General features: G+C 67.8%; 22 protein-coding genes. 6 read left to right on the top strand and 16 right to left on the bottom strand.

The features are described from left to right. Nucleotides 1–34 precede the first annotated feature (34 nt). Nucleotides 35–547 (bottom strand): GFA family protein, encoded by a 513-nt coding sequence (locus ASE95_RS00380; protein ID WP_327196688.1) that lies wholly within the window; start codon nucleotides 545–547, stop codon nucleotides 35–37. A gap of 122 nt (nucleotides 548–669) precedes the next feature. Between ASE95_RS00380 and ASE95_RS00375 the strand changes: the two genes are divergently transcribed. The 3 genes from ASE95_RS00375 (at nucleotide 670) to ASE95_RS00365 (ending at nucleotide 5,173) form a co-directional block, all read left to right on the top strand. Continuing rightward, a complete protein-coding gene (locus ASE95_RS00375) occupies nucleotides 670–3,066 on the top strand; it encodes an ATP-dependent helicase (RefSeq protein ID WP_443025394.1) in 2,397 nt (798 codons plus the stop codon). A gap of 47 nt (nucleotides 3,067–3,113) precedes the next feature. Next, the gene (locus ASE95_RS00370) at nucleotides 3,114–3,608 is read left to right on the top strand and encodes a DUF5872 domain-containing protein (RefSeq protein ID WP_056629905.1); all 495 of its coding nucleotides are present in this window, start codon (nucleotides 3,114–3,116) and stop codon (nucleotides 3,606–3,608) included. Between the two features lie 281 nt (nucleotides 3,609–3,889). Further along, complete coding sequence (locus ASE95_RS00365) at nucleotides 3,890–5,173, top strand: MFS transporter (RefSeq protein WP_056629902.1); 1,284 nt, start codon at nucleotides 3,890–3,892, stop codon at nucleotides 5,171–5,173. Between the two features lie 22 nt (nucleotides 5,174–5,195). Here the strand turns inward: ASE95_RS00365 and rsmD are convergent, their stop codons facing one another. Both rsmD and ASE95_RS00355 read right to left on the bottom strand, forming a co-directional pair. Further along, nucleotides 5,196–5,735 (bottom strand): 16S rRNA (guanine(966)-N(2))-methyltransferase RsmD, encoded by a 540-nt coding sequence (gene rsmD, locus ASE95_RS00360; protein WP_056629900.1) that lies wholly within the window; start codon nucleotides 5,733–5,735, stop codon nucleotides 5,196–5,198. After that, nucleotides 5,732–6,868, bottom strand: coding sequence for a pseudouridine synthase (locus ASE95_RS00355; RefSeq protein WP_056629897.1), 1,137 nt, complete (start codon nucleotides 6,866–6,868; stop codon nucleotides 5,732–5,734). The genes rsmD and ASE95_RS00355 overlap by 4 nt, the downstream gene beginning before the upstream one ends. A 96-nt stretch (nucleotides 6,869–6,964) precedes the next feature. On the opposite strand from ASE95_RS00355, the gene ASE95_RS00350 reads away from it, so the two are divergent. Both ASE95_RS00350 and ASE95_RS00345 read left to right on the top strand, forming a co-directional pair. Further along, nucleotides 6,965–7,414: a response regulator gene (locus ASE95_RS00350; RefSeq protein WP_056629896.1), complete on the top strand. Its 450-nt coding sequence runs from the start codon at nucleotides 6,965–6,967 to the stop codon at nucleotides 7,412–7,414. Nucleotides 7,415–7,464: 50 nt separating this feature from the next. Continuing rightward, nucleotides 7,465–8,811 carry an MFS transporter gene (locus ASE95_RS00345; RefSeq protein WP_056629891.1) on the top strand — a complete coding sequence of 449 codons (1,347 nt, stop codon included), beginning with the start codon at nucleotides 7,465–7,467 and terminating at the stop codon, nucleotides 8,809–8,811. A gap of 4 nt (nucleotides 8,812–8,815) precedes the next feature. On the opposite strand, the gene ASE95_RS00340 is transcribed toward ASE95_RS00345, so the two are convergent. The 13 genes from ASE95_RS00340 to phhA all read right to left on the bottom strand — a co-directional run bounded on the left by ASE95_RS00340 (nucleotide 8,816) and on the right by phhA (nucleotide 19,176). Beyond that, the gene (locus ASE95_RS00340) at nucleotides 8,816–9,268 is read right to left on the bottom strand and encodes a DUF6628 family protein (protein ID WP_056629887.1); all 453 of its coding nucleotides are present in this window, start codon (nucleotides 9,266–9,268) and stop codon (nucleotides 8,816–8,818) included. Between the two features lie 69 nt (nucleotides 9,269–9,337). Then, on the bottom strand, nucleotides 9,338–10,657 hold the full coding sequence (locus ASE95_RS00335; RefSeq protein ID WP_056629884.1) for a bifunctional folylpolyglutamate synthase/dihydrofolate synthase: 1,320 nt from the start codon (nucleotides 10,655–10,657) through the stop codon (nucleotides 9,338–9,340). A 19-nt stretch (nucleotides 10,658–10,676) separates the two neighbouring features. After that, nucleotides 10,677–11,543, bottom strand: coding sequence for an acetyl-CoA carboxylase, carboxyltransferase subunit beta (gene accD / locus ASE95_RS00330; RefSeq protein ID WP_056629880.1), 867 nt, complete (start codon nucleotides 11,541–11,543; stop codon nucleotides 10,677–10,679). Continuing rightward, entirely contained in the window at nucleotides 11,540–12,340 is an 801-nt protein-coding gene (gene trpA, locus ASE95_RS00325) for a tryptophan synthase subunit alpha (protein ID WP_056629877.1), read from the bottom strand. The genes accD and trpA overlap by 4 nt, the downstream gene beginning before the upstream one ends. Beyond that, the gene (gene trpB, locus ASE95_RS00320) at nucleotides 12,337–13,566 is read right to left on the bottom strand and encodes a tryptophan synthase subunit beta (RefSeq protein WP_056629874.1); all 1,230 of its coding nucleotides are present in this window, start codon (nucleotides 13,564–13,566) and stop codon (nucleotides 12,337–12,339) included. Before trpB ends, trpA begins: the two co-directional genes overlap by 4 nt. Continuing rightward, complete coding sequence (locus tag ASE95_RS00315; RefSeq protein ID WP_056629871.1) at nucleotides 13,563–14,201, bottom strand: phosphoribosylanthranilate isomerase; 639 nt, start codon at nucleotides 14,199–14,201, stop codon at nucleotides 13,563–13,565. The genes trpB and ASE95_RS00315 overlap by 4 nt, the downstream gene beginning before the upstream one ends. A gap of 40 nt (nucleotides 14,202–14,241) precedes the next feature. Next, a complete protein-coding gene (locus ASE95_RS00310) occupies nucleotides 14,242–14,478 on the bottom strand; it encodes a hypothetical protein (RefSeq protein WP_056629868.1) in 237 nt (78 codons plus the stop codon). Nucleotides 14,479–14,520: 42 nt separating this feature from the next. Further along, on the bottom strand, nucleotides 14,521–14,739 hold the full coding sequence (locus tag ASE95_RS00305) for a hypothetical protein (RefSeq protein ID WP_156347825.1): 219 nt from the start codon (nucleotides 14,737–14,739) through the stop codon (nucleotides 14,521–14,523). Nucleotides 14,740–14,762: 23 nt separating this feature from the next. Next, nucleotides 14,763–15,437, bottom strand: coding sequence for an orotidine-5'-phosphate decarboxylase (pyrF, locus tag ASE95_RS00300; protein WP_056629862.1), 675 nt, complete (start codon nucleotides 15,435–15,437; stop codon nucleotides 14,763–14,765). Further along, nucleotides 15,437–15,781: a DUF1049 domain-containing protein gene (locus tag ASE95_RS00295; protein WP_056629859.1), complete on the bottom strand. Its 345-nt coding sequence runs from the start codon at nucleotides 15,779–15,781 to the stop codon at nucleotides 15,437–15,439. The genes pyrF and ASE95_RS00295 overlap by 1 nt, the downstream gene beginning before the upstream one ends. Nucleotides 15,782–15,829: 48 nt before the next feature. Next, nucleotides 15,830–17,119, bottom strand: a complete 1,290-nt coding sequence (hmgA, locus tag ASE95_RS00290; protein ID WP_056629856.1) for a homogentisate 1,2-dioxygenase — start codon at nucleotides 17,117–17,119, stop codon at nucleotides 15,830–15,832. A 118-nt stretch (nucleotides 17,120–17,237) separates the two neighbouring features. Next, entirely contained in the window at nucleotides 17,238–18,296 is a 1,059-nt protein-coding gene (gene hppD, locus ASE95_RS00285; RefSeq protein ID WP_056629853.1) for a 4-hydroxyphenylpyruvate dioxygenase, read from the bottom strand. A 25-nt stretch (nucleotides 18,297–18,321) separates the two neighbouring features. Beyond that, nucleotides 18,322–19,176 carry a phenylalanine 4-monooxygenase gene (phhA, locus tag ASE95_RS00280; protein ID WP_056629851.1) on the bottom strand — a complete coding sequence of 285 codons (855 nt, stop codon included), beginning with the start codon at nucleotides 19,174–19,176 and terminating at the stop codon, nucleotides 18,322–18,324. Between the two features lie 94 nt (nucleotides 19,177–19,270). Here phhA and ASE95_RS00275 point away from each other — a divergent pair, with 94 nt between their 5' ends. After that, nucleotides 19,271–19,741 (top strand): Lrp/AsnC family transcriptional regulator, encoded by a 471-nt coding sequence (locus ASE95_RS00275; RefSeq protein ID WP_056632786.1) that lies wholly within the window; start codon nucleotides 19,271–19,273, stop codon nucleotides 19,739–19,741. Nucleotides 19,742–19,743 lie beyond the last annotated feature (2 nt).

Below are 19,743 nucleotides of genomic sequence, written 5' to 3'. Positions count from 1 at the left end.
GCGATCATGGATCATGCGCCAGCTTTAAAATGGATCAATCGACTCCGGGATAGGTGTCGAAGGCCGGCAATGTCTCGACCTCGGCGAGCCACGGCAGCTTTTCCCGGCACATGATCTGCGCGGCGGGCGCACGATCCTGTGGCGAGTCGAGCGTACCCGACTGAATGTCGACGATCCCGGGCAACACGACGGCGTTCCGATAGAACAGTCCGGTGCCGCAATCCCGGCAGAAGGCGCGGCGACCATGTTCGGAGGAGGAATAGACGGTCGCCGTGCCGGTGATGGTCACCTGCTCCTCCCGGAAAGCGATCCAGCCGACCATCGGTGCGCCGGACCAGCGCCGGCAATCCGCGCAATGGCATAGCGCATGATGTTCGTCCGCGCCTTCCGCCGTGTACCGGATCGCGCCGCAATGACATTGGCCGGTGATCGACATTCCCGCTCTCCTGATCGTGTTGCCGGTATGTTCCGTCTGGCACGATGCAGGCCGATGCGCAAGGCAGGCGTCGGCACGGCCGCGCGCGCGGCCGTGCTCGAAACGGATCATGATCGAAGCTCCTGCGGCGGGTCCGCCCCTGCGCCGGGCGTCGTCTCCGCCCGAGGCGAACGACCTGCCGGTGCGGCAGGTCCGCCCCCGCCGTGCGCCCAGCCGCGATAGCTTACCGCCGCATGCCGGCACCACGACGATTTCGATCTGGTAACGAACTGCCGTTTTGCTTGCCCCCGTCCGCCGCGTTCCCTACCTGTTCGGGCGTGACCGATATTCGTACCGCCGCGCAGGAACCGCCTTATCTTTCCGGCCTCAATCCGCCGCAGCGGCAGGCGGTGCTGACCACCGATGGGCCCGTGCTGGTGCTGGCGGGCGCGGGCACGGGCAAGACCGCCGCGCTGACCGCGCGGCTTGCGCACCTGCTGTTCACCCGCAAGGCCTATCCGTCGGAGATCCTGTCGGTCACCTTCACCAACAAGGCGGCGCGCGAGATGCGCGAGCGTGTCGGGCGGCTGGTCGGCGACGCCGTGGAGGGGATGCCGTGGCTGGGTACCTTCCATGCGATCGGCGCGAAGATGCTACGCCGCCATGCCGAGCTGGTGGGGCTGCAAAGCAATTTCACGATCCTCGACACCGACGACCAGCTGCGGCTGCTCAAGCAATTGATTCTGGCGGCGGACATCGATGAAAAGCGCTTTCCGGCGCGGTCGCTGGCCGGGCTGATCGACGAATGGAAAAACAAGGGGCTGGTGCCCGCCGACGTCGACGCGGGCGAGAGCGAGCGGTACGGCAACGGGCGCGGCGGCGAATTGTACCAGCAATATCAGGAGCGGTTGAAGGCGGTGAACGCCTGCGACTTCGGCGACCTGCTGCTCCACGTGTTGACCATCCTGAAGCGCGACCAGAGCGTGCTGGACCATTATCAGCAACGCTTCCGCTACATCATGGTCGACGAATATCAGGACACCAACTCGGTCCAGTATCTGTGGCTGCGCTTGCTGGCGCAGGAACGGCGCAACATCTGCTGCGTCGGCGACGACGATCAGTCGATCTATTCGTGGCGCGGCGCGCAGGTCGAGAACATCCTGAAGTTCGAGAAGGACTTCCCTGGCGCGGCGGTGATCCGGCTGGAGCAGAATTACCGGTCCACCCCGCACATCCTCGGCGCGGCGGCGGGGGTGATCGCCAACAACGGCGGCCGGCTGGGCAAGGAATTGTGGACCGAGCTGGACGCGGGCGAAAAGGTGCGCGTGCTCGGCGTATGGGACGGTCCGGAAGAGGCGCGGCGCGTCGGCGACGAGATCGAGGCGGTGCAGCGCGCGGGCAAGAGCCTGGATGATGTCGCGATCCTGGTGCGCGCGCAGCACCAGACGCGCGAGTTCGAGGACCGGTTCATCTCGATCGGGCTGCCTTATCGGATCGTCGGCGGTTTCCGCTTCTATGAGCGGGCCGAGATCAGGGACGCGCTGGCCTATCTGCGGATCGTGAACCAACCCGCCGACGATCTGGCGTTCGAGCGCGTCGTCAACACCCCCAAGCGGGGACTGGGCGACAAGGCGATCGCCAAGCTGCACCAGCTGGCGCGGGCCGAGGGGCTGCCGTTGTCGATCGCGGCGGCGCGCATCCTCGATACCGATGAACTGACGCCACAGGCGCGCAAGGCGCTGGGTCGCTTCGTCGGCGACGTGGCGCGGTGGCGCGACATGGCGCGCGACCTGCCGCATCCCGAACTGGCGCGGCAGATTCTCGACGAAAGCGGCTATACCGCGATGTGGCAGGCCGAGAAGTCGACCGATGCTGCCGGGCGGCTGGAGAATTTGACCGAACTGGTGCGCGCGATGGAGGAATATGAAAACCTCGGTGCGTTCCTGGAACATGTCAGCCTCGTCATGGACAATGAGGCCACGCGCGACGATCCGAAGGTGACGATCATGACGATCCACGCCGCCAAGGGTCTGGAGTTCGACACGGTGTTCTGCGTCGGCTGGGAAGAGGGCCTGTTTCCCTCGCAGCGTGCCATCGACGAAGGCGGGACGCGGTCGCTGGAGGAGGAACGGCGGCTGGCCTATGTCGCGATCACGCGCGCGCGGCGACGGGCAACGATCCTCCACGCCGCCAACCGCCGCATCTACGGGCAATGGAACAGCTCGATCCCGTCGCGGTTCGTCGGCGAATTGCCGCCGCAGCATATCGACACCGAGACCAGCATGGCCGGCGGCGAGAGCCTGTGGCGCGCGAACTGGTCCGAACGCGCCGATCCGTTTGCGGATGTCGCGCGCGGCACCGGGCGCGGGCCGGGGTGGCAGCGCGCGGCGGGGACGCTGAACGCGGGCAAGCCGGGCGGCGACTGGTCCAGCCGCACCTTTTCCCGCGAGCCGGCGCGCGTGGTGGAAAGCCGCGCATCGGCGGTGTCGATCGGCAACAAGGGGCGCGACGACCTGACGACCGGGCAGCGCGTGTTTCACCAGAAGTTCGGGTACGGCACGATCGCGGAGATCGAAGGCAACAAGCTGGAGATCGATTTCGAACAGGCCGGGCGCAAGCGGGTGATGGACAGCTTCGTCACGGCGGGGTGACGGCACACTTTGGGGCATCGAACGTTGCGCAATCGGGAGGTCGGCCAATGTCCGAGACAGCCGAGAAGACGGATCCCGCGCTGTGGGAAAAAGTGAAGGATGAGGTCACCGCCGGCGCGAAGGGTGGGCGGAAAGGGCAATGGTCGGCTCGCAAGGCGCAGCTGGCGGTCGCCGAATACAAGAAGCAAGGGGGCGGGTATGTCGGCACCAAGGATGACGACAATTCGCTTCGGCAATGGACCCGGGAGGAATGGGGCACGAAATCGGGCGAGCGCAGCGCGGATAGCGGCGAGCGTTACTTGCCCAAGGACGCGCGCGACGGGCTGTCCGCGCAGGAATATGCCCGAACCAGCGCGAAGAAGCGCGCCGACACCAGGAAGGGGCATCAATTCTCCGCGCAGCCGGACGCCATCTCCGCGAAAACCGCGGCGTCGCGCGACCATCGTTCGCGCGACGATCTGTATGCCGAGGCCAGGAAGCGCAACGTCCCGGGACGATCGAAAATGAACAAGGCCCAGTTACGCGAAGCCCTGGTCCCCTGACACGCCGTCCGCCGTCCGCCGTCCGCCATCCGCAAGCGAAGATGCGCGGACGCCGCTACAAGGAAAAGGCGGGGCGACCGCACGGGCCGCCCCATAGTTCAGGGAATAGCCGGGCGAGGGGGAGTGCCCGGCAGATCGCGGCACCCGCCAGGGGGGCGGTGCCGCAACCCCGATCTAACGTGGCAATATTGCTGTCATGTGTCCTGGTGGACGGTTTTCGTGACACGCGAAGCTTTTTTTGCGCGTTGACGGCGGGCGGTCGTGGAGCGGAAAGGAGGTGGATGTCCGTTTCCGCCCCGCGCATCGCGCCAGCCGCTGCCTCCCACCGCCGAATCCTGCTCGCCAGTCTGGTCGGCACGTCTGTCGAGTTCTACGACTTCTACATCTATGCGACCGCCGCTTCGCTGGTGTTCGGGCCGCTGTTCTTTCCGGCGGGCGATCCGTCGGCCCAGTTGCTGGCGGCCTATGCCAGCCTGGCGGTGGCGTTCTTCGCGCGGCCGGTGGGTGCGTGGGCGTTCGGCCATTATGGCGACCGGATCGGGCGCAAGTCGACGCTGGTCGTCAGCCTGATGCTGATGGGCGGGTCGACGCTGGCGATCGCGTTCCTGCCGACCTACGCGCAGGTCGGTTACCTCGCGCCGATCCTGTTGTGCGTGCTGAGGTTCGGACAGGGGTTCGGGCTGGGTGGTGAATGGGGCGGGGCGGCGTTGCTGGCGGTGGAGAACGCGCCCGCGGGATGGCGCGGCCGATATGGCATGGTGCCGCAGCTGGGCGCGCCGGTGGGGTTCATCGCGGCCAACGGGCTGTTCCTGCTGCTGGGATTGATGATGACGCCGGCCGACTTCATGGCGTGGGGCTGGCGCATCCCGTTCGTGCTGTCGATCGTGCTCGTCGGACTGGGGCTGTGGGTGCGTCTGAAGATCGCCGAGACGCCGGCCTTTGCGCAGGTGCTGGAGGAGGGGCCGCCACCGGCGGTGCCGATGGGCGAGCTGCTGCGCGATCATTGGCGCGCGGCGCTGGGCGGCACATTGGGCGCGATCGCGTGTTTCGCGGTCTATTACATCGCAACCGCGTTCGCGCTGGGCTATGCCACGACCCGGCTGGGGATCGCACGGCCGACGATGCTGGCGATGCAGTTGGGCGCGATCCTGTTCATGGCGGTCGGCATCGTGCTGTCCGGCATCTGGGCGGACCGGCGCGACGCACGCCACGTGCTGAGCTGGGGCTGCGTCGGCGCGGTCGTAGCGGGGTTCGTGCTGGCGCCGGGGCTCGGCTCCGGATCGCTGGTGCTGGTGTTCGCTAGCCTTGCGCTGGCGCTGTTCGCGATGGGCTTCGTCTACGGACCGCTGGGCGCGTGGCTGCCGGGACTGTTCCCGGCGCGGGTCCGCTATACCGGGGTGAGCCTGGCGTTCAACATGGCCGGGATCATCGGTGGCGGGTTGACCCCGGTCGCCGCCGAGACGCTGGCGCGGCATGGCGGGTTGTCGCTGGTCGGCGTGTATCTGGCGGCGATGTCGCTGGTCAGCCTGGCCGCGTTGCTGGCGATGCGACCGCGGCGCGGCTGACGCCGCGGATCAGGCGAGCGACTCAGGCGCGACGCAGCAGCATCAGCCGCGCACGCGAATGGGTGCGGTCGGCGTCGAGCGTGAAGCCGGCGGGTACCTCGCCCTCGCCACGCTCGGTTTCGATCGACACCCATGTCGCGGGACCGATCCAGCCGAGCCGCGCCAGCTTGTCCGCCGCGACGACACCCGCGCCGGTGCCGTAGGGCGGGTCCATCATGACGATGTCGAGCGGCGCACGCGCCGGGCCAAGCGCCAGCACGGAGGCGGCACGGACGTCGGTGCCGCTTGCCGCCAGCTTGGCGATGTTGGCGCGCAACACGTCGAGCGCGGGCTTGTCCTGTTCGACGAACAGGCACGTCGCCGCACCGCGCGACAATGCCTCCAGACCCAATGCGCCGGAGCCGGCAAACAGGTCCGCCACCGCCAGCCCTTCGAAGCTGCCGACGCGACTGGCAAGCATCGAGAACAACGCCTCACGCGTGCGATCGGCGGTGGGCCGGGTGGCGTCACCCTTGGGCGCGGCGAGCGGACGCCCGCGCCACTGGCCGGCGATGATCCTCACTTGCGCCCCCGTGGCGCGCCGTTGCGGGGTTTCGGCCCGGTCTTCGGCTTCGGCCTGGCCCAGCCGGCCTGCCGCTTGATGCGATCGGGGCGCGTCGGCGCGGTGGGTTGCTCGGCGACCGGCGGCGCGGCGGCGGGCTTGGGTGCGCGGGTGGGCGCGGCCGGGCGCGCAGTGGCGGCGGGGCCGCGTCCCGCGGGTACCGGTGCACGGGGCGCGGCGGACGCGCCGCCGGCGTAGTTCGGGGCACGGCGGGGCGGGGCGTCGCTCGGCCGAACCGGTCCGCGCGGTCGCTCGCCCGCGCCCCGGCCGATCGCCGGGCGGGCGACGGGGGCATGGCGGCCCGCGCCGCGTCGCGCGCCCGGGACGGCGACGTCCTGCACCGGCGGGCGTAGTTTCGCGGCCGTCTTCAGCGTCTGGCGGAAGGCGACGAGATCGGCGACGCGCACCTCCCCGATGTCGCCGACCGGCAGATCGCCCAGCACGAACGGGCCGTAGCGGGTGCGGATCAATCGGCTGACGCGCAGGCCGAGATGTTCGAGCACGCGGCGCACCTCGCGGTTCTTGCCCTCGCTCAGCGTCATTTCGACCCAGACGTTGGCACCGGTGCGGCGTTCGAGATTGGCGTCGATCGAGCCGTAGCGGACACCCTCGATCTCGATGCCGTGGATCAGTTCCTCCAGCTGGGCCTGACTGACCTGACCATATGCGCGGGCGCGATACGTGCGCTCGACGCCGGTGGCGGGCAGTTCCAGCTGGCGCTTCAGCTCACCGTCGGTGGTGAGCAGCAGCAGCCCCTCGGTATTCAGATCGAGGCGGCCGACCGGCACCAGCCGCGGCAAATCCTTGGGCAAGCGATCGTAGATCGTCGGGCGCCCGGTGAAGTCGCGTTCCGCGGTCAGCACGCCAGTCGGCTTGTGGAACAGGAACAGCCGCGTCGGCTCGGCCGGGGCGACGGGTTCGCCATCGACGGTGATGCCGTCGAGCGAGGCCAGCACCGTCGCGGCGGTGTCGAGCGGCACACCGTCCTTGGCGACGCGGCCCTCGGCGATCATCCGTTCGACCTCGCGCCGGGAAGCGATACCGGCGCGGGCGAGCAGTTTGGCGATGCGGTGTTGCGAACGTTCGTCGGCCATCGCGTGCGCTTAGCCGATCGCGCCGAAAGATGCGGGAAATAATTGCACCGTCCGATCGTTCGGTTGGCGAAACAGAAAACGGGGCGGAAACAGGCGATGTTGTTCGGACGGCGACAGCGATCGATCGAAAAGCTGCTGGTGGTGGAGGACGAGCCGCTGATCGCGTTCGATACCGAGCGAATGCTGAGCGATCAGGGCTTCACCATCGTCGCCACAGTCGACCGCGTGGCCGATGCGGTACGGTTGATCGAAGGTGGATCTGCCATCGATCTGGTGCTGGTCGATGTCAATCTCGCCGATGGCAGCGGGCTGGACGTCGCACGTGCGGCGTCGACGCGCGGTATTCCGGTGCTGTTCGTAACGGGCGCGTGCCCCGCCGATGCCGCGACAGTGGCGGTCGGTTGCCTCGCCAAACCCTATTCGCAGCGCGATCTGCTCGGATCGATCGATGCAATCGAAATGGCGGCGGAGGGCAAGGCGCTGACCCGGCTGCCGGGCGGGCTGCGGCTGTTCGGCGGCGGGCCGACGACGAGCGGGCTTACCTGACGCCGTTTTGCCGCTAAGCCGGTACCTTGCTTCAGCGAGGTAGGGTGCGAATGGCGGCGGGCACGGGCGGACGAACGGACAAGCGGACCTGGGTAGACGGCGTGCGGCCTTACCTGGAGCGTGGACCGCTGGCGGCGTTCGCGCTGGGCGTGTCGTCGGGCTTTCCCTATGCGATGATCGCCGCGACGCTGACCACGCGACTGGCGCAGGGCGGGATCGACAAGAAGACCGTTACCGCCTTCAGCCTCGCGTTCCTCGTCTACAACATCAAGTTTCTGTGGGCGTGGGTGGTCGACGGCGTCCGCTTGCCGGTGCTGGGCGCATTGGGGCAGCGGGTGTCGTGGCTCCTGGTCGCCGGAATATTGGTGATCGCCGCGGTCGCCAATCTGGCGATCGTCGATCCGCGCGCCAGCATCGGCGCGACCGTGACGGCGGCGATACTGGTCGGCATCGCCGGATCGACGTTCGACGTGGTCATCGATGCCTATCGCATCGAAATCCTGGAGCCGCGCCAGCTGGGCGTCGGATCGGGGATGAGCCAATATGGCTGGCGGATCGGATCGGCGGGTGCTGCGTCGCTGGCGCTGTTCGTCGCGGCGCGACACGGCTGGACCGCAGCCTATCTTTCCACCGCCGTGCTGGCGTTGCCGGCGATGCTGGCCGGGCTGATCGTCGGCGAGCCCCGCCGGCACCGCGATGTCGAGGCGCGGCGCGGCATCAACGCAGCGCTGGCGGCGATCTGGCGACCGTTCGTGCAGTTCTTCGCGCGGCCCGGTGCCTTCGTCGTCCTGGCGTTCATCCTGATCCACAAGATCGGCGACACGCTTGGGCAGCTGGTTCTCCGATTGCTCCTCAACGATACCGGGTTCAGCAACGACGAGATTGCGTTGTACGATGTCGGTGTCGGGTTCTGGGCGTATCTGATCGGCATCTTCATGGGCGGCGCGCTATATGCGCGGCTGGGGCTTAAACGATCGGTGCTGCTCAGCCTGGTGCTGATGGGCGTGTCGAACGCCGGTTTCGCGATGCTGGCGGCGGCGGGGCACAGCAATGCCGGGCTGGCGGCGGCGATGACGTTCGAGAACATCGCCTCCGGCATCGGCGGGGTCACGGTGGTCGCCTATTTCTCCGCGCTGTGCGACCTGCGCTTTACCGCCGCGCAATATGCGTTGATTTCCGCGGCGGCGAGCGTGGTGGGGCGCGTCATCACGGGCGCGAGCGCGGGGGCGGTGGTCGAACGTATCGGCTATGTCGACTTCTACCTGCTGACTGTCGTCCTCGCGCTGCCGGGCGTCGCCTTGTTCTGGTGGATGAGCCGGTCGGGGCTGGTCGACCGATCGGTGGGCAGCGCCGGGACCGAGGGGCCGGGCGACGCGCGCGACGGCATGTCGGCCTGACGCCTCACCCCATCGCGACGGGCCGCCCCTCGTCGGCGAAGGCGGCGGCCAGCGCGGCGGCGCTGGCCAGCACGGCATCGACATGGCGCTGCCCCAGCAGGTCCTGCAACAGCAAGCGGGCATTGTCGGTGCGTGTCTCGACCCGCGCCACGATCGCCAGCAGCGCATGTTCGGACGGGGTCATGCGCGCGCAGCAGCACGGCGCGATGGCGATCGGCACCGCCGCATTGGTCGCCATGTCCGCCATCAACGCGCGCATCAGCAACAGCGGCCGGCGAAACGCTTCACCGAAAGCGGTGAAGAAGCCGTGTGCGGCCCGCGCATCCGACAGGCCGTTGGCTCCCATGCGGCGCATGGCGAACAGGACGGCACGTGCGTTGCCGCATTCGGGCAGCGCGTGCGGCAGGACGTTGGTGGCCAGATCGGCGGCGAGATGGGCGGCGGTTGGCTGGGTCATGTACAGGCGACTCCTCTTGTTCGCACAAGGTCGCCGGTCCGCTATTGCAAGTCAATCGCAAACGTTCGGTCAATCGGGCAGTTCGTCGTTGGCCCTCAACACTTCGCCGGCCAGATACAGCGAGCCAGCGATCAGGAGCGTCCCCGGCTCCGGAACGGCGGCGGCGACCTGTCCGACCGCGTTCCCGATCGACGCGGCGATTCGCCGGTGCGGTATCGCCAGACCTGCGGCGATCGACAGCAGCGCCTCCGGCGCATGATGCGCGTGACCGGGAACAGGCAGCGCGACCAGCGTATCGATCGAATCGGCGAAGGGCGCGAGGAAGCCGGCGGCATCCTTGTTTGACAGCATGCCGAGCACAACGGTGAGGCGGCGGCCCGCGCCGATCAAGTTCGGGAGCGCGGCGGCGATCGCTTCGCCCGCCGAGGCATTGTGCCCGCCGTCTAGCCAAACCGCCGTGTCGCCCAACGGCGCAGTCAGCGGGCCGCAGGAGAGGCGTTGCAGCCGCGCCGGCCAGCGTGCGTTACGTGCGGCGTGGTGCAGCGCCTGGGCCGGCATGGCCAGCACGCGCTGGTGGCGGAGCATCGCGGTGGCGAGCGCCAGATTACCTGCCTGATGCGCGCCCGGCAGCGTCGGGAGCGGAAGGGTCAATTCCCCCTGTGCATCGCGATAACGGACGGCATCGGTGACGTCGTAGTTCCACGCGCTGCCGAGCGGGAGAAGCGGCGCGCCCGCGGTGCGGGCAGCGCGCGCGATCGGCGCGGCGACCGGATCTGGGTAGCGCATGGTAACCAGCGGAGCGCCGACCTTGGCGATCCCGGCCTTTTCGGCGGCGATGCCGTGAAGCGTGTCGCCGAGGAACGCCTGGTGATCGATGCCGAGCGCGGCGATCCCGCAGACGAGCGGGGCGGGCAGGACGTTGGTCGCGTCGAGCCGCCCGCCCAGGCCGACCTCGATCACGCACGCATCGGCGGGGGTGCGCGCGAAGGCGAGGAACGCGGCGGCGGTCGTGATCTCGAAGAAGCTGGCGCCGATCCCGTCAGCGCGGTCCAGCACCTCGCCGAGCAGCGCGGCGAGCGCGTCGTCGTCAATCAGCCGCCCGGAAAGGCGGATGCGTTCGTTGAAGCGCACCAGATGCGGGCTGGTATAGGCATGGACACGGTGCCCCGCCGCCTCCAGCGCGCCGCGCAGGAAGGCGCACGTCGAGCCCTTGCCGTTCGTCCCCGCGACATGAAACACCGGCGGCAGCGCCTGGTGCGGATCGCCCAGCCGCGCCAGCAGCCGCGTGATCCGTTCCAGGCCGAGCACATCCGCACCCGGCGACAGCGACCATAAACGGTCGAGCTGCGCCTGAACGTGCGGGTTGGTGGAGACGGCGTGATCGGCCATCGCGCGCTCGATCCGGGGGTCAGGCCGCCTTGCGGTCGCCGCACAGATAGCTGATCACGGTGACCAGACGATCGCGCAGTTCGCTGCGATGGACGACCATGTCGATCAGCCCGTGTTCGAGGTAATATTCGCTGGTCTGGAAATCATCGGGCAGCTTTTCGCGGATCGTGCTTTCGATCACGCGTCTCCCGGTGAACGCCAGCGTGGCCTTCGGTTCGGCAATATGCACGTCGCCGAGCATCGCATAGGCGGCCATGACCCCGCCCGACGTCGGATCGGTCAGCACCACGATGTACGGCAGCCCGGCATCGTGGAGCATCTGGATCGCGACGGTGCTGCGCGGCATCTGCATCAGGCTGAGGATGCCTTCCTGCATCCGCGCGCCACCCGAAGCGGTGAAGACGATGAACGGCGCACGATCCTTCACCGCGGTCTCGACGCCCTGGATGAACGCCTCTCCCACGGCCTGACCCATCGATCCGCCCATGAACGCGAAATCCTGCACGCCGATGACGACGCGGTGGCCGGCGATCGTACCGCGCGCGTTGACGAACGCATCCTGTTCGCCGGTGGCGGCGCGCGCCGCCTTCAGTCGATCGGCGTATCGCTTCGAATCGCGGAACTTCAGCGGATCCTCGGTCGAGCGCGGCGCGGGCAGCACGTCGACGCTGGCGGGGTCGAGCAAATGCGCGAAGCGCTCGCCCGGCCCGATCCGCTCGTGATGATCGCAGGTCGGGCAGACGTAAAGGTTCTCCTCCAACTCGCGGGTGAACACCATCGTCCCGCAGCCCTTGCACTTGTGCCACAGGTGATCGGCGGTCTGCGCCTTTGCCGCGCCGGGAACGATCCCCGACAGCGCGTTGCGAACGTTGCTGAGCCAGCTCATGCCGGAACCTTTCGTGCGTCGGCCACGGCGGCCGCCAGCGTCTTGATATAGGCAGTGACCGGCGCGGCCGCAGCGGCACCGTGTTCGGCGACGATCTCGACGATCGCCGAGCCGACGACCACGCCGTCCGCGACGCGGCCGATCGCGCGCGCCTGATCCGGGGTGCGGACGCCGAAGCCAACCGCGACAGGCAGGTCGGTGGCCCGCTTCAGCCGCCCCACGGCATCCTCGATCGACGCCTGCTGCGCCTGTTGCTTGCCGGTGATCCCGGCGACCGAAACGTAATAGACGAAGCCGCCGGCCCCGTTCAACACCTCCGCCACGCGCCCGTCGCGGGTGGTGGGCGTCGCAAGGCGGATCAGGTCTATCCCCATCGCGCGCAATGCCGGGCCGAGCGCATCGTCCTCCTCGGGAGGAATATCGACGCAGATCACGCCGTCCACCCCCGCGTCATGCAGCGCGGTGGCGAACCATTCCGGTCCGCGCCGCAGCATCGGATTGGCATAGCCCATCACGACGAGCGGGGTGAGCGGGTGGCGGGCGCGGAAATTACGCGCGATCGTCAGGATGTCGGCGGTGGTGACCCCGCCGGCGAGCGCGCGGATGTTCGCGGCCTGGATCGCGGGGCCATCGGCCATCGGGTCGGTGAACGGCATGCCCAGCTCGATCACGTCCGCACCACCCTCCACCAGGGCGTCGAGGATCCCCGGGGTCGCCGCGACCGAGGGGTCGCCCGCGGTCACGAAACAGATCAGCGCCGGACGATCGGCGATGAAGGCGTCGGCAAGGCGGGTCAAATCCGCACCCCCAGTGCGTCGGCGACGGTGAAGATGTCCTTGTCGCCGCGCCCGCACAGATTGGCGAGGATGATCACGTCGCGTGGCATGTCCTTGGCGCGGTGCGCGACCGCCGCGATCGCATGCGACGGTTCGAGCGCGGGGATGATCCCCTCGGTCCGGCACAGCAGCTGGAACGCGTCGAGCGCCTCGCGATCGGTGACCGCAGTATATTCGACGCGCCCGCTATCCTTCAGCCACGCATGTTCGGGACCGATGCCGGGATAGTCGAGCCCTGCCGAGATCGAATGCGCCTCCGCGATCTGGCCGTCGTCGTCCTGGAGCAAATAGGTCTTGTTGCCGTGGAGCACGCCGGGAAAGCCGCCCGCCAGACTGGCGGCATGCCGGGCGTCCAGCCCTTCGCCCGCCGCCTCGACGCCGAGCATCTTGACGTCGGCATCGTCGAGGAACGGGTGGAACAGCCCGATCGCGTTCGACCCGCCACCGATCGCGGCGACCAGCAGATCCGGCAGACGCCCGGTCCGGTCGAGCAGTTGCGCACGCGCCTCGCGGCCGATCACGCTTTGGAAATCGCGCACCAGCTCGGGATAGGGATGCGGACCGGCGGCGGTGCCGATGATGTAGAAGGTGTCGTGGACGTTGGCGACCCAGTCGCGCAGCGCCTCGTTCATCGCGTCCTTCAGCGTGCGCGCGCCGCTTTCGACCGCGCGGACCTCCGCACCGAGCAGCTTCATGCGGAACACGTTCGGCTGCTGCCGCTCGACGTCCTTGGCGCCCATGTAGATCACGCACGGCAAGCCGAAGCGCGCGCAGACCGTCGCGGTCGCCACGCCGTGCTGCCCCGCACCCGTCTCGGCGATGATGCGCGTCTTGCCCATGCGGATGGCGAGCAGGATCTGGCCGATGCAATTGTTGATCTTGTGCGCACCGGTGTGGTTCAGCTCGTCGCGCTTGAACCACACTTGCGCACCCATGCCGTCGGCCGCGCTGTCGCGCAACGTGTCGGTCAGCCGCTCCGCGTAATAGAGCGGCGAGGGACGGCCGACGTAATGTTCGAGCAGGTCGTCGAACTGCGCCGTAAACGCCGGGTCGTTCTTCGCCACGCGATATTCGCGCTCCAGATCGAGGACCAGCGGCATCAGCGTTTCGGACACATAGCGGCCGCCATAGGGTCCGAAATGCCCACGCTCGTCAGGCTGGGCGCGGAAGGAATTGGGTGCGTTCATGATGCGGAAACCCGTTGCAGGAAGGCGGCGACCTTGTCCATGTCCTTGACGCCCGGCGCGCTTTCGACGCCCGAGGAGACGTCGACCAGCGAGGCTCCGGTCGTCGCGATTGCGTCGCCGACATTGGCGGAGTCGAGGCCGCCCGACAACGCCCATGGCAGTGGATGGCGTACGCCGCGAAGCAGATGCCAGTCGAAACGCACGCCCATCCCGCCGGGAAGCGCCGAGCCCTCCGGCGTCTTCGCGTCGTAGAGCAGGCGGTCGGCGGCATCGACATAGCCGGCGGCAGACGCGACGTCCGCGCGAGTCTTGACCGCGATCGCCGCCCACGTCTCGCGACCCGACAGGCGGCGAAGGTGCGCGACGCGCGCCGGCGTGCTCTTGTGCAGCTGGATCGCGTCCAGCGCTCCGGCGGCGATCGCGGCGGCCAGCAGGTCGTCGGGCGGATCGACGAAGACGCCGACCTTGCCGACGTCGGCGGGGACGCGCGCCGCCAGTCCGGCGAGCAAATCGAGCGCGACGTGGCGCGGGGAGGCGGGAAACACAACGAAGCCGACGTGGCTGGCCGCGCCGCCAATCGCGGCGTCGAGCGTCGCGGCCGTGGACAGGCCGCAGATCTTGGCAGTGGCAGGCATGGCGGCGTGTGTCGCGCCGAACGTGGCGGGTGGCAAGCCTCTACTGCGGGTCGCGGGCACCCATCGTCTCGAAAGAGTGGAAGGTCGCGTAGTCGCCGCCGCACGCGGGCGGCAGGTCGGGCGTGACGCGGCGATTGACCCAGGCGCGATCGCGAACCTCGGGGTTCGGGTCCAGATTGTGCTCGTTCGAGTGGGGCGGATCGCTGGCGATGAACCCGCCGCCGCCGCTCACGCGATCGCCGGGCCGGATGATCGCGCCGCTCGATCGCGCCCGCACGTAGATACCCCGCGCGTCACGCCCGACCTCGGCATCGTCGTTTCAGATCGGCGTGAAGGCGAGGGCGGGCCGTCCTCGCTCGGGAGTGAGTGAAAGGAGCACCAGGCAATTGTTGCGGATCGCCAGCCGGCCGAACAGCCCGGCCTGCATCATGACGCCGTCGTCATGGTCGAGGTGCGCCGCGATCGGCAGGTCGGGATCGACCGCCGAGCGTGAGGAACCCAGTGTCAGAGCGGCCAGCGCGGCGGAAGTGCGTCGCATCGCCGCCCGCCGACCCGCACGCATTACAGCGTCGCGGCGATCGCGCGCGCGGCGGCGTCGGGATTCTCGGCCTGCGTGATCGGCCGGCCGATCACCAGCATCGACGCCCCGTGATCGAGCGCCGTGCGGGGCGTGACGACGCGTTTCTGATCGCCGGCATCGCCATCGGCGGGCCGAACCCCGGGCACCACGAAATAGCCCTTCGGCCATGCCGCATGCGCCGCCTTCACCTCCGCGCCCGAGCAGACGATGCCGTCCAACCCGGCGTCACGCGCGAGATCGGCGAGCCGCAGGACGTGGTCGTGCGCGCTGCCGGCGACGCCGGTGGCGGCGAGATCACCCTCGTCGAGGCTGGTGAGCATCGTCACCGCAACGACCTTGGTAGTGGGATGCGCCGCGGCCTTCGCGTCCTCCAGCATCGCACGGCCGCCGGCGGCGTGGACGGTCAGCACCGCAGGAGCGAGCGCGGCTAGCGATTGTACCGCCTTGGCGACGGTGTTCGGGATGTCGTGCAGCTTGAGATCGAGGAAGACCGGCAAGCCGACCTCCTCCATCGTCCGAACGCCGGCGGGGCCGTGGGCGCAGAAGAATTCCAGTCCGAGCTTGATACCGCCGACATGGTGGCGGACGCGCTGCGCCAGCGCCCGCGCGCGTTCCAGATCCGGCGTGTCGAGCGCGACGAAGATTCGATTGGCCATCACATGGCTCCGGTCGGAGGGATCGCAACGACCGGCTCTTCCGCGGCCGTGGGCGGCGGGGGTGGGGGAGGTACCGGATCGGGGCCGCGCGCGGCGGCGAGCGCGCTTTCCATCCCGCGCTCCGCCGCGGTCAGGCGCTGGCGCAGGCGGTAGCGGATCCAATGCTGGTAGACCAGCGTCGGCAGGAAACCGAGCAGGAAGGTGGCGAGCAACAGCAGCGGCAGGTTTACCTCCGCCACCAGCCCGCCGAACAACTGGATCGATACGTTCGTCCAGTTGCCGAAGGTGAACACCGCGGCGACGAACGCCAGCAGGGACCAGAACAGGATCTTCAGGAACTGCATGGCCGCTACGCTAGCACGATGGGCGGCTATTTCCAGTGGGCGGCGCGATCATGGCAGGATCGCCTTGGCGAAGCCGCGCCAGACGTCATCGTAATCCAGTTGCATCGTTGGGCTGGTCGTCGCCCATTCGGTGGGGCGCACGACGTGGCAGGTTTCGAACATGAACGCCATCGTGCCGTCGATCTTCACAGGCTTCAGGTCCGCGGCGATCGCCTTTTCATAACTGGCCTGATCGGGACCGTGGCCGTTCATCTGGTTGTGGAGGCTGGCGCCGCCGGGGACGAAGCCGCCACCTTCCTTGGCATCATAGGCACCGTCGATAAGCCCCATGAATTCGCTCATGACGTTGCGGTGGAACCACGGCGGGCGGAACGTGCCCTCCGCCACCATCCAGCGCGGCGGGAAGATCACGAAGTCGCAATTGGCGGTGCCCGCGGCGTCGCCCGGTGCGGTCAGCACGGTGAAGATCGACGGATCAGGATGATCGAACGACACGGTGTTGATCGTATTAAAACGGTTCAGATCATAGCGATACGGCGCAAGATTACCATGCCATGCCACCACGTCGAACGGTGAATGATCGAGCGTGGTCTGCCATAATGCGCCCTGGAACTTCTGGATCACGGTGCAGGGATCGTCGCGATCCTCGAACCAGGCGGTCGGTGCCTCGAAGTCGCGGGAATTGGCGAGGCCGTTCGCGCCGATCGGGCCGAGATCGGGCAGACGGAACGGCGCACCGTGATTCTCGCAAACGTAGCCGCGCGCGCGCCCGTCCGGCAGCGCGATGCGGAACCGCACGCCGCGTGGGATCACCGCGATCTGGAACGGGGCGACGTCGAGCCGGCCGAGTTCGGTGTCGATCGCCAGCGCACCGTCCTGCGGCACGATCAGCAGCTCGCCGTCGGCGGAAAAGAAGGCGCGATGCATGTCGGCGGTGGCAGCGAAGAGGTGGATCGCGACGCCCGATTGTTCGGCGACGCTGCCGTTTCCGCCATAGGTGACGAGCCCGTCGAGCCAGTCGGTGGCGCGGTCCGGCCACGGCAGCGGATCCCAGCGCAACCGGTTGGGGGAGGGGGGCAAGTCGAACGGTGCCGATTTCAGGAGCGGGGCACCGGCGTAGCGGGTGAACGCCGGGTGCTGCGCAGTCGGACGGAGACGATACAGCCAGCTGCGGCGGTTCTCGTGTCGCGGCGCGGTGAAGGCGCTGCCGGAGAGTTGCTCGGCATAGAGGCCGAACGGCACATGCTGCGGCGAATTGCGCCCGACCGGCAACGCGCCCGGCACCGCCTCGGTCGACACGTGGTTGCCGAACCCGGGATGGTAGCGGTTCTCGGTCATTTCGCTCTCCGTCCTAACACGCCGGGCCGTCGGACCCGGCAAGGCCTTGCCCGCAGGCCCGGCTTACCGTGCCGACCAGGCGCATGCGCGCAGGTGCCTGCGCGCGTTTGATGGACGCTTATGCGTCCACCTTCACCACGCCGCGCCGGATCTGGTCCAGCTCGATGCTTTCGAACAGGGCCTGGAAGTTGCCATTGCCGAAACCCTGATTGCCCTTGCGCTGGATGATCTCGAAGAAGATCGGACCGACCATGTTCTCCGTGAAGATCTGGAGCAGGATGCCCTCGTCGCCGACGTTGCCGTCGATCAGGATGCGATTGCGCTTCAGACGCTCCAGATCCTCACCATGGCCGGGAACGCGCTTGTCGACGAGTTCGTAATAGGTCTCGATCGTGTCCTGCAATCGCACGCCGCGCTCGCGCAGCTTCTCGACGGTTGCGAAGATGTCATCGGTGGTCAGCGCAAGGTGCTGGATTCCCTCGCCATTATACTCGCGGATGAACTCCTCGATCTGCGAGGTCTCGTCCTTGCTCTCGTTCAGCGGGATGCGGATCGCCATATCGGGGGCAATCATCGCCTGGCTGAACAGGCCGGTGGCCTTGCCCTTGATGTCGAAGAACTTCTGCTCTTCGAACCCGAACAGCCGCCCGTAGAAGCTGGACCATGTCCGCATCTCGCCGCGGCGGACGTTGTGGGTGAGGTGATCGAGCATATCGAGGCCGACGTTGTTCTGTGCCGCCGCCTCGCGCCAGCCGGGGACTTCGTCCCAATCCGCGTAGAGATCCTGGCCGGCCTTGACGAGATAGAGGTAGCTGCCGCCGATGCCCTCGATCGGGTAGCTGCCCTCGCCGAGCGTCCCCGCCGCCGCGTCCACGGCGGTCGCGCCTTCGGACAGTGCATGCTCATACGCGGATCGAGGATCGGCGACGCGGAACGCCATGCCACTTGCCGACGGGCCGTGGAGCGCGCGGAAATCGGCGGCCTGCCCGGCCGGCTCGCGGTTGAGCAGCAGGTTGATGCGGCCCTGCACGTAGCGCGTTACCTGCCTGGTGGGATGACGATGCGCGGCGACGAAGCCCATCTGTTCGAATTGATGGGCAAGCGTATCCGCGTCGGGCGATGTGAACTCGCAGAATTCGAAGCCGTCGAGGCCGAGCGGATTGGTCTGGTCGGTCATGTCGAACCTTTCGAAGGAAGAGGGATCAGCGCGCCGCTACATGCGACTGCGTGCCGCGCGAGAAGACACGGTCGTCGGGAAGGACCGTCGCCGGATCGTGATCTGGTTGACCATCGAGCGCGGCGTAGAGCGGCGCGAAATCGGTGTTGAGAGTCTGGTCGAGCAGATCCTCGAAACTGTCGATGACGAAATAGGTCTGCTGGAAATCGTCGATCCGATAACGGGTGCGCATCACCCGGTTCAGATCGAAGCCGATGCGATTGGGCGACGCGTCGTCAAGCGCGAAGAGCGACTCGCTGCGCGACGACACGATGCCCGCACCGTACAGCGCCAGCCCTTCGCCGGAACGGACCAGACCGAATTCGACGGTGTACCAGTACAGGCGAGACAGCCGCTGGATCGCGCCCATCGCCGCCGCGCGCTGCCCGCCGCGCCCATAGGCCTGCATGTAATCGGCGAAGACCGGATTGGCGAGCAGCGGCACATGGCCGAACACGTCATGGAAGACGTCGGGTTCCTGCAGGTAATCGAGCTGGTCGGGGCGGCGGATGAAATTGCCCGAGACGAAGCGCCGATTGGCGAGGTGATCGAAGAACACGTCGTCGGGCACGAGCCCGGGCACGGCGACGACCTGCCATCCGGTCGCCTTCATCAGCCGTTCGGACAGTTCCTCGAAATCGGGGATGCCGGGTTTGGACAGCCGCAGTACGTCAATCCCGGCCATGAACTCCGGCGTGACACGGCCCGGCAGCATCGCGATCTGACGCGCGAACAACGTGTCCCAGGTGGCGTGTTCCTCAGCGGTATAGGCGTTCCACCCTTGCGGGATCGTCCAGTCTTCGGCGGCCTCTTCCGGCCGGATCAATGCTGTATCTGCCATGATGGCACGATGTCAGATGCCGGCGATCAATGCCTATCAGAAATGCCGCGCAAACCCCTATCGATGAAACGGATGGCAGCCTATGGCGGGTTTCATGAAACACGCGGTTCCACTGGATGCGATCGATCGGCGGATTGTTTCGGCGCTCCAGCATGACGGGACGCTCAGCAACGCCGATCTGGCGCAAAGCGTGGGCGCGTCCTCCGCGTCGTGCTGGCGCCGGGTGAAGGCGCTGGAGGCGGCGGGGGTGCTGACGCGCACGGTGCGGCTGGTCGATCCGGCGGCTGTCGGGCGCGGGGTGAACGTGTTGTGCAACGTGCGGATGCGCAGCCACGCCATGGAGGCGCGGCACGATTTCGAGCGCTTCGTCGACGGGCGGCCCGAGATCGTCGAGAGCTTCTCGATGTCGGGCGAGTGGGATTACCTGCTCAGGATCGTGGTCACCGATGTCGGCGACTATAATCACTTTCTGATGCAGACGCTGCTCGGCCACCCGTCGGTGGCCGGGGCATCGTCCCATTTCGCGTTGTCGATGACCAAATATACCACCGCGATTCCGGTGTGACC

The organism is Sphingomonas sp. Leaf231 (assembly GCF_001421995.1).
In the GTDB taxonomy this organism is placed as follows: Bacteria; Pseudomonadota; Alphaproteobacteria; order Sphingomonadales; family Sphingomonadaceae; genus Sphingomonas.
Note: the sequence above shows the minus strand (reverse complement) of the source record. Positions and strands in the feature narration are given on the sequence as shown.

Excerpts from the sequence above, each read along its gene's own strand:
- ASE95_RS00380 (WP_327196688.1), bottom strand. The coding sequence starts at position 547 with ATGATCCGTTTCGAGCACGGCCGCGCGCGCGGCCGTGCCGACGCCTGC.
- ASE95_RS00375 (WP_443025394.1), top strand. The coding sequence starts at position 670 with ATGCCGGCACCACGACGATTTCGATCTGGTAACGAACTGCCGTTTTGC.
- ASE95_RS00370 (WP_056629905.1), top strand. The coding sequence starts at position 3,114 with ATGTCCGAGACAGCCGAGAAGACGGATCCCGCGCTGTGGGAAAAAGTG.
- ASE95_RS00365 (WP_056629902.1), top strand. The coding sequence starts at position 3,890 with ATGTCCGTTTCCGCCCCGCGCATCGCGCCAGCCGCTGCCTCCCACCGC.
- ASE95_RS00355 (WP_056629897.1), bottom strand. The coding sequence starts at position 6,868 with ATGGCCGACGAACGTTCGCAACACCGCATCGCCAAACTGCTCGCCCGC.
- ASE95_RS00350 (WP_056629896.1), top strand. The coding sequence starts at position 6,965 with ATGTTGTTCGGACGGCGACAGCGATCGATCGAAAAGCTGCTGGTGGTG.
- ASE95_RS00345 (WP_056629891.1), top strand. The coding sequence starts at position 7,465 with ATGGCGGCGGGCACGGGCGGACGAACGGACAAGCGGACCTGGGTAGAC.
- ASE95_RS00340 (WP_056629887.1), bottom strand. The coding sequence starts at position 9,268 with ATGACCCAGCCAACCGCCGCCCATCTCGCCGCCGATCTGGCCACCAAC.
- ASE95_RS00335 (WP_056629884.1), bottom strand. The coding sequence starts at position 10,657 with ATGGCCGATCACGCCGTCTCCACCAACCCGCACGTTCAGGCGCAGCTC.
- accD (WP_056629880.1), bottom strand. The coding sequence starts at position 11,543 with ATGAGCTGGCTCAGCAACGTTCGCAACGCGCTGTCGGGGATCGTTCCC.
- trpB (WP_056629874.1), bottom strand. The coding sequence starts at position 13,566 with ATGAACGCACCCAATTCCTTCCGCGCCCAGCCTGACGAGCGTGGGCAT.
- ASE95_RS00315 (WP_056629871.1), bottom strand. The coding sequence starts at position 14,201 with ATGCCTGCCACTGCCAAGATCTGCGGCCTGTCCACGGCCGCGACGCTC.
- ASE95_RS00305 (WP_156347825.1), bottom strand. The coding sequence starts at position 14,739 with ATGCGACGCACTTCCGCCGCGCTGGCCGCTCTGACACTGGGTTCCTCA.
- pyrF (WP_056629862.1), bottom strand. The coding sequence starts at position 15,437 with ATGGCCAATCGAATCTTCGTCGCGCTCGACACGCCGGATCTGGAACGC.
- ASE95_RS00295 (WP_056629859.1), bottom strand. The coding sequence starts at position 15,781 with ATGCAGTTCCTGAAGATCCTGTTCTGGTCCCTGCTGGCGTTCGTCGCC.
- hmgA (WP_056629856.1), bottom strand. The coding sequence starts at position 17,119 with ATGACCGAGAACCGCTACCATCCCGGGTTCGGCAACCACGTGTCGACC.
- hppD (WP_056629853.1), bottom strand. The coding sequence starts at position 18,296 with ATGACCGACCAGACCAATCCGCTCGGCCTCGACGGCTTCGAATTCTGC.
- phhA (WP_056629851.1), bottom strand. The coding sequence starts at position 19,176 with ATGGCAGATACAGCATTGATCCGGCCGGAAGAGGCCGCCGAAGACTGG.
- ASE95_RS00275 (WP_056632786.1), top strand. The coding sequence starts at position 19,271 with ATGAAACACGCGGTTCCACTGGATGCGATCGATCGGCGGATTGTTTCG.